Origin of the sequence: Luxibacter massiliensis (genome assembly GCF_900604355.1) — a bacterium.
Classification (GTDB): domain Bacteria; phylum Bacillota; class Clostridia; order Lachnospirales; family Lachnospiraceae; genus Luxibacter; species Luxibacter massiliensis.
Map to the genome: position 1 here is coordinate 1,134,296 of NZ_UWOE01000001.1, position 13,783 is coordinate 1,148,078.

13 protein-coding genes are annotated in these 13,783 nt (G+C 52.5%); all 13 read left to right on the forward strand.

Annotated features, from left to right (window positions below; translation table 11 throughout):
* Positions 1 to 21 precede the first annotated feature (21 nt).
* The 13 genes from cobJ to EFA47_RS05430 all read left to right on the forward strand — a co-directional run bounded on the left by cobJ (position 22) and on the right by EFA47_RS05430 (position 13,782).
* Positions 22 to 765, forward strand: coding sequence for a precorrin-3B C(17)-methyltransferase (gene cobJ / locus EFA47_RS05370; RefSeq protein ID WP_122644418.1), 744 nt, complete (start codon positions 22 to 24; stop codon positions 763 to 765).
* Positions 758 to 1,969: a precorrin-6Y C5,15-methyltransferase (decarboxylating) subunit CbiT gene (gene cbiT, locus EFA47_RS05375; protein ID WP_122642325.1), complete on the forward strand. Its 1,212-nt coding sequence runs from the start codon at positions 758 to 760 to the stop codon at positions 1,967 to 1,969. The genes cobJ and cbiT overlap by 8 nt, the downstream gene beginning before the upstream one ends.
* Positions 1,970 to 1,973: 4 nt before the next feature.
* The gene (locus tag EFA47_RS05380; protein ID WP_122642326.1) at positions 1,974 to 3,371 is read left to right on the forward strand and encodes a cobyrinate a,c-diamide synthase; all 1,398 of its coding nucleotides are present in this window, start codon (positions 1,974 to 1,976) and stop codon (positions 3,369 to 3,371) included.
* Positions 3,368 to 4,438 carry a nicotinate-nucleotide--dimethylbenzimidazole phosphoribosyltransferase gene (gene cobT / locus EFA47_RS05385; protein WP_178044133.1) on the forward strand — a complete coding sequence of 357 codons (1,071 nt, stop codon included), beginning with the start codon at positions 3,368 to 3,370 and terminating at the stop codon, positions 4,436 to 4,438. The genes EFA47_RS05380 and cobT overlap by 4 nt, the downstream gene beginning before the upstream one ends.
* A 38-nt stretch (positions 4,439 to 4,476) precedes the next feature.
* Positions 4,477 to 5,235, forward strand: coding sequence for an adenosylcobinamide-GDP ribazoletransferase (locus EFA47_RS05390; protein WP_122642327.1), 759 nt, complete (start codon positions 4,477 to 4,479; stop codon positions 5,233 to 5,235).
* A gap of 88 nt (positions 5,236 to 5,323) precedes the next feature.
* Positions 5,324 to 5,932 carry a histidine phosphatase family protein gene (locus tag EFA47_RS05395; protein WP_122642328.1) on the forward strand — a complete coding sequence of 203 codons (609 nt, stop codon included), beginning with the start codon at positions 5,324 to 5,326 and terminating at the stop codon, positions 5,930 to 5,932.
* Complete coding sequence (gene cbiB, locus EFA47_RS05400; protein WP_122642329.1) at positions 5,929 to 6,894, forward strand: adenosylcobinamide-phosphate synthase CbiB; 966 nt, start codon at positions 5,929 to 5,931, stop codon at positions 6,892 to 6,894. Before EFA47_RS05395 ends, cbiB begins: the two co-directional genes overlap by 4 nt.
* A gap of 73 nt (positions 6,895 to 6,967) precedes the next feature.
* On the forward strand, positions 6,968 to 8,017 hold the full coding sequence (locus tag EFA47_RS05405) for a pyridoxal phosphate-dependent aminotransferase (RefSeq protein WP_122642330.1): 1,050 nt from the start codon (positions 6,968 to 6,970) through the stop codon (positions 8,015 to 8,017).
* 2 nt (positions 8,018 to 8,019) lie between these two features.
* Entirely contained in the window at positions 8,020 to 9,558 is a 1,539-nt protein-coding gene (locus EFA47_RS05410; protein ID WP_122642331.1) for a cobyric acid synthase, read from the forward strand.
* Complete coding sequence (gene hemC / locus EFA47_RS05415) at positions 9,537 to 10,427, forward strand: hydroxymethylbilane synthase (RefSeq protein WP_122642332.1); 891 nt, start codon at positions 9,537 to 9,539, stop codon at positions 10,425 to 10,427. The genes EFA47_RS05410 and hemC overlap by 22 nt, the downstream gene beginning before the upstream one ends.
* Positions 10,420 to 11,973, forward strand: a complete 1,554-nt coding sequence (gene cobA, locus EFA47_RS05420) for a uroporphyrinogen-III C-methyltransferase (protein ID WP_122642333.1) — start codon at positions 10,420 to 10,422, stop codon at positions 11,971 to 11,973. Before hemC ends, cobA begins: the two co-directional genes overlap by 8 nt.
* Before the next feature lie 76 nt (positions 11,974 to 12,049).
* Entirely contained in the window at positions 12,050 to 12,970 is a 921-nt protein-coding gene (locus EFA47_RS05425) for an ABC transporter permease (RefSeq protein WP_122642334.1), read from the forward strand.
* On the forward strand, positions 12,967 to 13,782 hold the full coding sequence (locus EFA47_RS05430; RefSeq protein WP_122642335.1) for an ABC transporter permease: 816 nt from the start codon (positions 12,967 to 12,969) through the stop codon (positions 13,780 to 13,782). Before EFA47_RS05425 ends, EFA47_RS05430 begins: the two co-directional genes overlap by 4 nt.
* Position 13,783: the final 1 nt, after the last annotated feature.

A 13,783-nucleotide genomic window follows, 5' to 3' on the forward strand; every position in this document is an offset into this window, starting at 1 on the left:
GAAGGGGAGAGGGAAGATGCAATGAAGCGAAAGCCAGGCTGTGTATATGCTGTAGGACTGGGACCGGGAGCGGGCCGGGGCCTTACCCAGGAGGCAAAGGATGTTCTGGGGCGCTGCCAGGTAGTTGTAGGATATACAGTGTATGTGGATTTGATAAAGGCAGCATACCCTGATAAAATTTATTTGACAACGCCTATGACCCAGGAGGCAAAACGCTGCCGGATGGCCCTGGACGAGGCGGCTGCGGGCCGCGATACTGCGGTAATATGCAGCGGGGATGCAGGGATCTACGGCATGGCCGGACTGCTCTATGAGACAGCCCAGGACTATCCTGGGGCAAAGATCCAGGTCGTGCCGGGAATTACGGCGGCTACCGGGGGGGCCGCGGTCCTGGGGGCCCCGCTCATGCATGATTTTGCAGTCATCAGCCTGAGTGACCTTTTGACACCCTGGGAGAAGATTGAGAGGCGGATCAGGGCGGCGGCTATGGCAGATTTCGTTGTTTGCCTGTACAATCCCTCCAGCCGCAAACGCCGGGATTATCTGAGAAAAGCCTGTGAATACATGCTGGAATATAAGAATCCAGAGACCGTCTGCGGCATTGTCCAGAATATTGGAAGAGATGGGGAGACTGGCAGGACAATGACACTGAAAGAGCTCAAAGATACAGAGACTGACATGTTCACAACTGTGTTTATCGGCAATGAGCAGACAAAGCTGATAAATGGAAAAATGGTGACGCCAAGAGGATATTGCAATGTGTAAAGAGAAGCGCAGAGTGTATTTGACAGGAATTGGGACAGGCGGTTATCATACACTGACTATCGAGGCAGAGAATATTATCAAAGGATGCAGCTGTATCATCGGGGCTGAGCGTATGGTCAGGGCATTGGAGCAGTTTCAGAAACCTGTATACATATCTTACAGGCCGGAAGAAATCAGAGGTTTTTTGGATGCCCATCCCGAATATCCCTGTGCTGTAGTAGCCTTGTCAGGGGACACGGGATTTTACAGTGGGGCAAAGGGGTTGGAAGAAGCCTTAAAAGACTACGAAACTGTCCGGATTCCCGGGATCTCTTCTGTCGCCTGCCTGGCTGCAAGGCTGGGGATTCCATGGGAAGATGCGGGATTTGTCAGCGCCCATGGGAGAGGGCAGAATTATATCCATGGGATTGCACATAGAGAAAAGACGTTCCTTTTACTGGGGGGGAAGGGCAGTGGTGATAGCTTCTGCCAGAAGATAAAGGAGTATGGCCTGACGGATGTGGAAATCATTGTGGGGCAAAGGCTTTCTTATGAAGATGAGGCTGTGCTTAACAGGACCGGAAGCACTATAAGGCCAGAGGATTTTTCTGGGCTGGATGCGGTTTTCATCAGGAACCCGGCTCCAGACAGGTATGCCATGGGACATCTTGAAGATGAAGAGCTGATCCGCGGGAAAGTACCTATGACGAAGGCGGAAGTCCGGGCGGTGAGCATCGCCAAGCTCCATCTTACCCGGGATGCAGTGCTCTACGATATTGGCGCCGGTACAGGTTCAGTTTCCATAGAGGCGGCCTTGTTATCCGGGGAAATCCGGGTATATGCGGTTGAGAAAAACCCTGAGGGCGTTGCCCTGATCCACAAAAACAGAAAAAAATTCAAGTGTGACGGCATAGAGGTTATAGAAGGAGAGGCGCCTGAGGCGCTGAAGAGCCTCCCCCCTCCCAGCCATGTTTTTATTGGGGGAAGCTCTGGGAATCTATGCGAGATCATAGGGGCGGCCAGGGAGAAAAATGCGAAAGCCAGAATCGTCATCAATGCTATCTCCCTGGAGACAGTTTCAGAGGCTGTAAAAGCGGCAAAGGAGGGACTGCTTGCAGACCCGGAGTTTGTACAGATAGCGGCGGCGCGGTCAAGGAAGCTGGGGAGCTACCATATGATGACAGCAATGAACCCTATCTATGTGATTTCAGACGGAAAGGAGTAGGCCTATGGACACAGCGGCCTTTCTTGTGGCTGCACCTGCCAGCGGCAGCGGCAAGACAATACTTACCTGTGCCCTTCTGTCGGCTTTTCAGCAGAGGGGGATTAAGACGGCCGCATGTAAATGCGGGCCTGACTATATTGACCCTATGTTCCACAGAGAAGTGCTGGGTGTTGAGTCAGTGAACCTGGATTTGTATCTCTGTGGGAGAGAGGCAATGAAAAATTTGTTCAGAGAGCATGTATGTGGTTCGCAGGCGGTTGTGGCGGAAGGTGTGATGGGATATTATGACGGGATGGCCTTGGATTCAAGCCAGGCCAGCACCTACGATGTGGCACGTACCCTGGGGCTTCCTGTCATATTGGCTGTAAACTGCAGGGGCATGTCCCTGTCTGTACTGCCCCTCATATTAGGGATCATTGAATTTCAAAAGGACAGCAATATTCAGGGAATTTTGCTGAACCGGGTATCCCACATGCTGTACCCAAGGATGAAAAATCTCATTGAGGATGGACTGAAGGCCAGGGGATACCATATCCCTGTAGTGGGGTATCTTCCCCAGCAGGAAGCCTTTTCCCTGAAGAGCCGCCATCTGGGGCTTGTGACACCCGGGGAGCTTAAAAATCTCCGCAGCCAACTCTCAGAAGCCGGCAGGATCGTAAGCAATACAGTAGATCTGGAGCTGCTGCTTCAAATAGGAAGACAAGCACACCTGGGGGATGGACGGCCCGGCCCGGCCCAGGAGGCCTTCCAGGCCAGGGAGGGAAAAATACGGATTGGAATTGCAAAGGATGAGGCTTTCTGCTTTTATTATAAAGACAATTTAAGACTGCTTGAAAAGCTGGGGTGCGAGCTCGTTGCGTTTAGTCCCCTGGGGGACAAAAAGCTGCCTGGAGGCATCAGGGGACTGCTCCTGGGGGGCGGGTATCCCGAGCTTTTTGCAAAGGAGCTGGAGTCCAACCAAACCATGAGGCGCAGCATTCAGAGCGCTGTGGCGGGGGGGATGCCCTGTCTGGCAGAATGCGGAGGGTTTATGTACCTTCATGAAGAGATGGAAGGGAAGGACGGCGCCTGGCACACCATGGCGGGAGCCATCCCGGGCCGCGCCGTAAGGACAGACAAGCTGGTGCGTTTCGGGTATATAGAACTTCACGCCAGGCAGAAGGGCGCTTTTCTGGATCTAGGGGAAACCATACGGGCACATGAATTTCATTATTGGGACAGTACAGATAATGGTTCTGCCTGCCTGGCAGTAAAGCCAGATGGCCGCAGGTCCTATCCATGTATGCACATGGAGGGGAATTTGTTTGCAGGATTCCCACATATACACTTTTATTCCCATCCCCAGTTTGCTGAGAGGTTTGTAAAGTGCTGCCGGGGCGTGGAAGGGAGGGATGTACCATGACAGGGACAATCACACTTGAGGAACTAAAGGAAGAGATTAAGCCGGCTGATGCCCGCAGCCAGGAAGAGGCAAAACTGCGCTGGATGTCTGTGGCAAAGCCTTTGTTCAGCCTTGGAAAGCTGGAGGACGCCGTGATACGGATGGCAGGCATAAAGGGTACGGCTGACTTTGAATTGAAAAAAAAGGGCCTTGTTATTATGTGTGCGGATAACGGGGTGGTGGCTGAGGGGATCACCCAGACAGGCCAGGAGGTCACTGCGGCAGTGGCTGGTAATTTTAAGAAAAAAGCCGCCAGTGTGGCAATTATGGGCGAACTGGCAGGGGTAGACCTATTCCCGGTGGACATTGGGATGGTATCAGATGTGCCCTCTGTCACCAGGCCAGAGTATAAGGTGGCTTACGGAACCCGGAATTTTGCAGAAGAACCGGCCATGACAGAAGTCCAGGTGTGGGAAGCCATCCAGGTGGGCATCCATATGGTTTCTGTTTTAAAGGGACAGGGGTATGATCTTCTGGCTACCGGGGAGATGGGCATTGGCAACACGGCAACCAGCAGCGCTGTGGCGGCAGTACTTTTAGATAAAAGTCCGGGGGAAGTAACCGGCAAAGGGGCAGGCCTGACGGATGCAGGCCTGGAGAAAAAAATCGGGGTGATTGAGAAGGCTATCCGGCTGCACAGGCCGGACAAACAGGATGTGCTAGATGTACTGGCTAAGGTAGGCGGATTGGATATTGCCGGCCTTACAGGAGTATTTTTGGGGGGAGCCTACTTACGCATCCCCGTTTTAGTCGATGGCTTTATATCCGCCGCGGCCGCCCTGTGCGCCTGCCGCCTTGTGCCAAATGTGGGGGATTATCTTATGGCCTCTCATGTATCAAAAGAGCCGGCGGGAAGAATGCTTCTGGACGCCCTTTGCCTCTCCCCCCTGCTGGACTGTGATATGTGTCTGGGAGAGGGAAGCGGCGCAGTTGCCGCTGTCCCCCTCCTGGAGATGGGACTGTCTGTGTACAGAAGGATGAGTACTTTTAAAGAAACTAATATACGGCAATATGAAGTACTTAAGTAAGCAGTAAAGCCTGCAGCGCCTGAAAGGAGTAAAGGACAATGTACCTGCTGAAATCTTGTGTGATTGCGTTTTCTATGTATTCCAAAATTCCCATGCCCAGGGTGGAGTGGAGTGAGAAAAATATGAAATATGCCATGTGCTTTTTCCCGGCTGTGGGTGTGGTGCTGGGGGCCATAGAAATAATTGTGGGAGGCTTTTTGCTGAAAATGGGGGCCAGTCCCCTGCTTTTCGGGGCGGTGATGACACTTCTGCCAGTGTTGGTGACAGGGGGGATCCATATGGACGGATTTATGGATACTATGGATGCACTGAACTCTTATGGCACGAAGGAAAAAAAACTGGCCATACTGAAAGATTCCCATTCGGGGGCCTTTGCGGTCCTGGGCCTTTGCTGCTATTTTCTCTGGAGTACAGCTATGTGGGGGGAGGCCAAAGCAGCTATGCTGCCTGTACTGGGGGGCAGCTGCGTGCTGTCCCGCTCCTTGAGCGGCTTTTCTGTCATGGCCTTCCCGCCGGCCAGAGATTCAGGGCTGGCCAGGACATTCCAGGATGGCGCCAGCAGAAAAAGGGCGGGAATTTTCCTCATATGCTGGGTTCTTTGCTCAGGAGCGTTTGTGCTTTTGGCAGACATCGTTCTGGGCGGGGCAGTCCTTATTGCCAGTATCCTTGTATTTCTGTATTACAGGCGGGTCTGTACGGTACAGTTTGGGGGAATAACCGGAGATTTGGCGGGATACTTCCTGGAATTGTGTGAGCTGGCCGCTCTGAGTGCTGTGGTCATTGTACAGAAGGTATGACCAAGGCGGTAAATTGCCAGGCGTGCTCTAAAATAGAAACATAGGCGTAGCAATAAAGTTATTAAATGTACTGACAGGGAGAAGAAATATGAAGATTGTATTAATCAGGCATTTCAGGACACCGGGTAATCTGCAGAAGCGGTACATAGGCCGCACAGATGAGTCCCTTCTTGAGGAAGAGGGCCTGCCTGTCCGGGCAGGGAGGCTTAGGCGGCGTATTCTTAAAGCCGGGCCCGTAGATAAAGTGGCAGTCAGCCCTATGAAGCGGTGCAGGCAGAGCGCGGCACTTTTATTTCCAGAGCATGAACCGTTGCCCTGCCAGGATTTGAGGGAGTGTGATTTTGGTATTTTTGAGGGTAAGAATTATAAAGAGCTGCAGGGAAGCAGCGCCTATCAGGCATGGCTGGATTCTGGCGGAACCATTCCTTTTCCTTCTGGAGAAGGGCACGAAGATTTTAAAAGGCGGTGCAGGAGAGGGTTTGAGGAAGTACTTCTTCAGTTTTGCGGGGCAAAGGCCAGATATGGGGCTATTATCCTCCACGGTGGTACAATAATGGCAGTCATGTCTGGCTTTGACAGAGAAAAAAGAGGTTTTTACAGCTGGCAGGCAGAAAACGGAGGAGGCTATATAGTGACGCTGGATGAAATGGCCTGGAACCAGGGAAAAAAGATATTTAGGGAGATTGAGCGGTTATGATGACATTGATGGCCTGCGGTACAGGGTTTGTATTAGACTTTTTATTCGGGGACCCGCCTTGGCCCTGGCATCCGGTGCGGCTCATAGGCGCCCTGATATCTGCCCTGGAAAAGGCCCTGCGCAGAATTTTCGGAGAGGAAAAGGATGGTCTCTTAAAGGCAGGGGCAGTCCTCTGCGTGGCAGTGCTCCTTATTTCAACAGTGGTCCCTGCCATATTGCTCTGGACTGCAGGCAGGCTGCATGGGGGAATTCAGTTTATTTTGGAGAGTTTTTGGTGCTACCAGCTTCTGGCTGCCAAGTCACTGAAACAGGAGAGTATGAAAGTATATGGCCGGGTCAAGGAGGGAGACCTGCCCGGAGCCAGGAAGGCCCTTTCTATGATTGTGGGGCGGGATACGGAAAACCTGGATGAGGCAGGAGTAGTCAGGGCGGCAGTGGAGACTGTGGCAGAAAATACATCGGATGGCGTGGCTGCCCCTCTTTTGTTTATGATGATAGGGGGGGCCCCTCTGGGATTTTTTTATAAAGCGGCTAACACGATGGATTCCATGGTAGGCTATAAAAATGAGCAGTATATATACCTGGGCCGGTGGGCGGCGAAGCTGGACGACGTACTAAATTATATCCCTTCCAGGCTGTCCGCTGTATTGATGACAGGAGCTGCCTGGATTCTTGGCCTGGACGGCAGGGGCGCCTGGAGAATATACAGGCGGGACCGGAGAAAACATGCCAGTCCCAATTCGGCCCAGACAGAAGCTACCTGCGCGGGCGCCCTGGGAATCCGGCTGGCAGGGGACGCATGGTATTTTGGGAAGCTGCACAAGAAAGAGTATATAGGCGACCCTGGCAGGGAACCTGAGGCGGAGGATATTCCCCGTGCAAACCGGCTGATGTACGGCACGGCGGTGCTTACGTTCATATTCGCGGCAGGGGCCAGGTTCCTGGCAGTATACAAATTGTGACGCACATCTTGCCAAAAGCAATGTTCAGACGCATATCTGGCAGGTGATTTCAGCACAGGAGGTTAAATTACACATGGATTATGGGCATGGCGGAGACATATATACATACCAAGGGATGACAGACTTTTCGACTAATATTAATCCTCTGGGCCCCTCTTCTGAGGTACTTAGGACAGCCAGGGAGAGCCTGGCACATATAGGGGAGTACCCGGACAGCAGATGCAGGGAGTTAGTTGAGGCGCTGTCAAAAAAGGAGGGGATACCGGGGGAAACGGTGGTGCCCGGCAATGGAGCCGCAGATTTAATCTTTTCTCTTGTATTTGCAAAGAAGCCGAAGAAAGCGGTCCTGACAATCCCCTCTTTTCTGGAGTATGAACAGGCATTAGAGGCGGCGGGGTGCGAAATCGTGTATGCCCGCCTGCATGAGGAGGAAAATTTCTGCCTGACAGAAAGGTATCTGGATCAGCTGACAGAGGGCGTAGATTTGATTTTTTTGTGCTCCCCCGACAATCCCTCGGGGCAGGCAATAGAAAAGGCGCTTCTGGAAAAAATCGTCCAGAAATGTGTGGATCTGCAGATTACCGTGGTGCTGGATCAATGTTTTTATGAATTTATGGAAGACCAGGGGCAGGTGATGGCCGCCAGGGAAGCTATAAAGATTCCCAATATTTTTCTTCTCAGGGCTTTTACGAAGATGTATGCCCTGCCTGGGCTGCGGGTGGGGTATGGGATCAGCGGAAATCAAGAGTTGTTAAAACGGCTGGAGTCTGCAAGGCAGCCATGGAGCGTGTCAGGGGTGGCCCAGGCGGCTGCCTGTGCGGCTTTAGAGGATCAGGAAAGAGTTGTCAGGACTAGAAATTTTGTGAGCGAGGAGCGGAAAATGATGGAAAAAGAACTGGAAAGAATAGGAGTCAGGTATTTTCCGCCCTCTGCAAATTATATGCTGCTGAAGAGCAAATATGATTTATTCAGGCTTCTGAAGGCGAAAAAGATTTTAATCAGGGACTGCAGCAATTACCGGGGACTGAAAAAAGGATATTATAGGATTGCTGTGAAAGGCCGCCAGGAGAATCGTCAGCTAATTGAGGCTCTGGAGGAAATCTACAAGGAAGGCAGGGCGTAAATATGGCAAAAGTTATTATGATACAGGGAACCATGTCCAATGTAGGGAAAAGCGTAGTTGCAGCAGGCTTGTGCAGGGCTTTTGCCCAGGATGGGTATAGGACCGCCCCTTTTAAATCGCAGAATATGGCATTAAACTCTTTTATCACGAGAGAGGGGCTGGAGATGGGGCGTGCACAGGTTATGCAGGCCGAGGCGGCGGGGATCGAACCTTCTGTATTGATGAACCCTATTTTGTTAAAACCAACCAATGACACAGGTTCCCAAGTCATTATAAACGGCGAGGTGGCTGGGGTGATGTCGGCTGTAGAGTATTACCGCCGGAAAAAAGAATACATCCCCGCTGTTCTTAGGGCCTATGAAAGGCTGGCCCAGGAATATGATATTATTGTGATCGAGGGGGCCGGCAGTCCCGCTGAAATCAACCTGAAGGAAGATGATATTGTAAATATGGGACTTGCCCAGCTTGTGGACGCCCCGGTGCTGCTGGTAGGGGACATTGACAAAGGCGGTGTGTTCGCCCAGCTTGTAGGCACACTTATGTTATTAGAGGCGCATGAAAGGGCCCGGGTCAAAGGGATGATTATCAATAAATTCCGGGGAGACAGGAAAATACTAGAGCCGGGCCTGAGGATGCTTAAGGAAAAGACAGGAATCCCTGTGCAAGGGGTGGTGCCTTACTTTTACCTGGATATAGACGACGAGGACAGCCTTACAGAGCGTTTCCAGAAAAAAGGGGAGTCAGGAGTATTAGATATTGCCGTCATCCGGCTTCCACGGATATCCAATTTTACAGATTTTACCGCCCTGGAATGCAGGGAGGAGATCTCCCTGCGGTATGTATCATCACCAGGGGAATTTAAAAATCCTGACGGGGTGATTCTGCCCGGCAGCAAAAATACCATTGGCGATTTGCTGTGGATGCGCCAGAATGGACTGGAGGCAAAAATCATCCGGCACAGTGGGCAGGGGAAGCTGGTCTTTGGGATCTGCGGGGGATACCAGATGCTGGGTGAGGAAATCACAGACCCGGAAGGGGTGGAGCAGAAAGGGAGTACCCAGGGCATGGGGCTTCTGCCTGTAAAAACCTTGTTTGAGAAGGAGAAAACAAGGTCCAGGGTCAGGGGACGTTTTGAGGATCTAAAGGGAATTCTCTCAGATTTAAGCTCTGTGGAAATAGAGGGTTATGAAATCCACATGGGCACCACCATGATTTCAGGGCAGGGGCAGCCTCTTGTATCCCTGGAAGAAGAAGGTTTGGAAGGCGCACAAAAGCTGGATGGGGCCGCCTGTGGGAATGTATATGGCTGCTATGTACACGGCATATTTGACACACCCGGGGCCTCTAAAGGACTGGTGACGGCGCTGCTCAGGCAGAAAGGACTCAGCACAGAGGGGATCCAGGCCGTGGATATGAAGGCCTACAAGGAGCAGCAGTATGACAGCCTGGCCCAAATGATCCGTAACAGCCTGGATATGGAGGCAGTCTATGAAATCCTGGAGAGGGGAAAGGAGGCGCCATGCAGCCTGAAATCCGTATAGGAACAAGAAAGAGCCGCCTGGCAGTGATACAGGCAGAGATTGTACAGAAAGCAATTATGAAAAGCTGTCCCCACTTACAGACCAGGCTTGTCAAAATACAGACTACAGGGGATAGGATACTAAATAAAAGCCTGGATCAGATTGGGGGAAAGGGCCTGTTTGTGAAGGAGCTGGACAGGGCCCTTTTGGAGGGGGAGATTGATATTTCCGTCCACAGCCTGAAGGATATGCCTATGGAGACGGCCCAGGGACTGCCTGTGATTGGATACAGCAAGAGGGAGGATCCAAGGGATGTACTGATATATAAGCCAGGCCTTGCCAGGATCCCGGAAGGCGGGGTGATCGGGACCTCCAGCCGGCGAAGGGCGCTTTTGCTGGGGGCGCTTTATCCTTCCTGTAGCTTCCGCAAAATCAGGGGGAATGTCCAGACACGGCTTAAAAAGCTTGAAGAGGAAGAGTATGACGGGACTGTCCTGGCGGCAGCCGGCCTGAAAAGGCTGGGCCTGGACTCTGTTGTGGGGCGGGTATTTTCTGTAGAGGAAATGGTGCCTGCGGCTGGACAGGGGATTCTGGCCATCCAGGGAAGAAAGGGAGAGGATCACAGCTATCTGGAGAGTATACTGGATGCAAAAAGTGAGGCGGAAGCATCAGCAGAAAGAGAATTTGTGGCGGCCCTGGACGGTGGCTGCACATCCCCTGTGGCAGCCCACGGGGAAGTCCGGGGGACGCAGATGAAACTGACTGGCCTGTACTACCGTGAAAAGGACGGCAGGTATTGGATCGAAACAAGGGTTGGAGAGAGCGTAAAGGCCAGGCAGCTGGGGGCAGCGCTGGCAGAGGATATGAGAAGGAGGGCAGACCATGAATAAGACAGGAAAAGTATGGATTGCAGGGGCAGGCCCCGGGGACGCCAGGCTTCTCACTGTACGGGCCAGGCAGCTGCTGGATGAGGCCGATGTGATCGTATACGATGCCCTGATCAGTACGGAAATACTGAGCCTTATCCCCCTGGGAAAGGAGCTGGTCCATGTGGGGAAGCGGTCGGGGCATCACCTGATGCCCCAGGAGGAAATAAATACCATCCTCCTTAAGGAGGCCCAGAAAGGAAAAAGGGTACTGCGCTTAAAGGGAGGGGATCCTTTTGTGTTTGGGCGGGGAGGAGAGGAGCTGGAGCTTCTGGCTTCCCGGGGCGTCCCTTTTGAAGTCATACCGGGAATCACCTCTGCCGCCGCCGTGCCGGCCTATGCAGGCATTCCAGTTACACACAGAGATTATACTTCCTCCTTTCATGTCATCACAGGGCATCCCAGAAAGGGCGGCGTCAGCAGGATAGACTACCAGGCTCTTGTAAAGGCAGGGGGGACGCTTATATTCCTGATGGGGATTACCTCTATGGAGTCCATACTTAAGGGACTTATGGAGGCCGGAATCGACAAGGATACACCGGCTGCAGTGCTGGAGAAGGGGACACTGGCCAAGCAGCGGCAGGTGGTTTCTACAGTCAGCTGCCTGTTTGGGGAGGCGGCCAAGGCGCAGATTGGCACGCCTGCGGTGATTGTCGTAGGGGATGTGTGCCTTTTGGCAGAGCAGTTCCACTGGGCCGGGGACAGGCCCTTAGGCGGCAGGGAGTTCCTTTTGACCCGCCCCAGGCAGAGCATGTCTGGGCTGGCTGCAAAGCTGAGAGAGCTGGGGGCACAGGTGATTGAACTTCCTGCAGTCAGAACCGTCACAATAGATCCCAATCCCGTGCTGGGGCAGGCGCTCAGAGAACTGGCCGGCTGGAGTGGGGAGAGATGGCTGGTTTTCACCAGTCCCACAGGGGTTTGCACCTTTTTTAGCCAGATGATGAAAATGGGGATGGATATCCGGGATCTATGTGCTGGACTGTACCCTGCTAAGTTTGCTGCCATTGGGACGGGAACAGAAAAAGCACTGCATGGATTCGGCGTTTTTGCGGATCTTGTACCAGACGTATATTGTGCCAGGAGTTTAGGGGAGGAGCTTGCACATACTGTGGCCCCGGGAGGGTATGTTATGGCCGTGCGCGCCCGGGAGGGGTCGGATGAATTATTCCCTCCTCTTTGGGCGGCAGGCATCCATGCAGCTGACATCCCCCTTTATGAGACATTATATGAGACATATGGGACTCTTAAGGAAAAAATAAGTTCCATGCTATGGTCGGGAGAAATAGATGGGGTGACCTTTACCAGTGTATCCACAGTAAAAGGGTTTGTAAGGGCGGTACCCCTGCCTCATTACAGGGGCATCAGGGCCATATGCATCGGAGAGCAGACAGCCGCCGAGGCCCGTAAATATGGTATGCAGATTCAGACCTCCCGGGAGGCGTCGATAGACAGCATGGCAGAGCTTATTTTGGAAATGTTCGGGGACAAACCTTGTAAAAACAGCAGATAAAGGCAGTCCCCATAAGAGTCTGCCGCGTCAATACTGGGGATATATATGGGTAACAGGGCAGGAAAGGAGGATAGATATGCTGGAATACATAGGTAAGAGGATACTGACAGGCATCCTATCTCTTTTTGTGCTGGTGACAGCCGCCTTTTTCCTGACCAGGATGATTCCAGGCAGTCCCTTCCAGGCTGGCAATGTATCGGAAGATGTCTTACATTCCCTGGAGGAGGAGTATGGCCTGGACAGGCCTGTTACGGAGCAGTATATATCCTATATGGGAAATCTGCTCAGGGGTGACCTGGGTGTTTCTTATAAAAAGCCAGGAGTATCGGTAGCGGACATTATTGCCAGGGCGTGGCCCCCCACGGCAGTGCTGGGAGGCCTGGCTGTGGCTGTCTCAGCCATTGCAGGGACAACACTTGGCGCCTGGCAGGCCGTATCAGAGAGAAAGGGAGTCAGGGGCGGCATTTTCCTTGGCACTCTGCTGGGAACAGCAATCCCTAATTTCGCCATTGCCCTGCTCTTGATGCTTGTCCTGGGAGTAGAGTTAAAGCTTCTGCCAGTGGCAGGTCTTGGGTCATGGAAGCACTATATTCTGCCCGTAATTTCTCTGTCTGCTTACCCGACGGCGGTGATAACCAGGCTGATGCATACTAGTTTCCGGGCAGAAATGAGGCAGGATTATGTGACCATGGCCAGAGCCAAGGGACTGAAATTTTGGCAGGCCGCATTTACCCATATTCTCAGGAATGCATGGATACCGGTCCTGAATTATATAGGCCCGTCAGCGGCATTTCTTATGACTGGCAGCTTTGCGGTGGAGAGTATTTTTACGATACCAGGATTAGGGAGGGAGTTCGTCAATTCTATTGCAAACAGGGATTACACCCTGATACTGGGACTGACGGTCTTTATGGGAGTGGTGGTAATGGGGGTGAGTCTGGCCACAGACTTGCTCTGTGCCTGGCTGGACCCAAGGATAAGGAGGGCCTGGAGATGAAAAGGAACATGTTGTTTGGGACAGGGATCCTGCTGCTGGCTATTCTGTTTTTGCTTGCCGTTTTTGTGCCAGTTTTTTCCCCATGGCCGTATACGGCACAGAATGCAGACATACAAAATATAGGCGCCAGCATTTCACACCCTTTTGGCACAGATAAATTTGGAAGAGACCTCTTTGTGCGGGTCTTTTATGGAACAAGAATCAGCCTGGCGGTGGGACTCATAAGCGCCGCCATATGCGGTGTCCTGGGAGTGCTCTGGGGAAGTGCGGCAGGATATGCAGGTGGCCGGATGGATATGCTGCTTATGCGGATTGCAGACATTATAGATGCCATCCCCTCCCTGCTATATGTGATTCTTCTGCTCCTAGTGCTGGGAGGCAATCTGGGAAGTATGCTGCTTGGAATCTGTATTTCTGGCTGGATCGAATTAGCGCGTATTGTGCGGGGAGAAGTGATTCGGCTGAAGGAAAGGGAATTCTGCACATCCGCCCGCCTGGCAGGGGCAGGCCCTGTGAGGATCCTCAGAGTGCATCTTCTCCCCAACGCCGTAGGGCCTATCATTGTCAGCCTGACGTTTTCGGTGCCAAGGGCCATCTTTACAGAGGCTTTCCTGAGCTTTGTGGGCGTGGGCATCACAGATCCTGCGGCCAGCTTAGGAGCGCTGATACAGGATGCCAGGAGCCAGATGCAGGTATATCCGGCACAGATGATTTGGCCAATGGCAGTACTTTGTATTTTAATACTTTCTATGAACTTAATTGGCACAGGATTAGAGAGGATCCTGGGGCAGAATGAGGAAGGGCACAGATGAT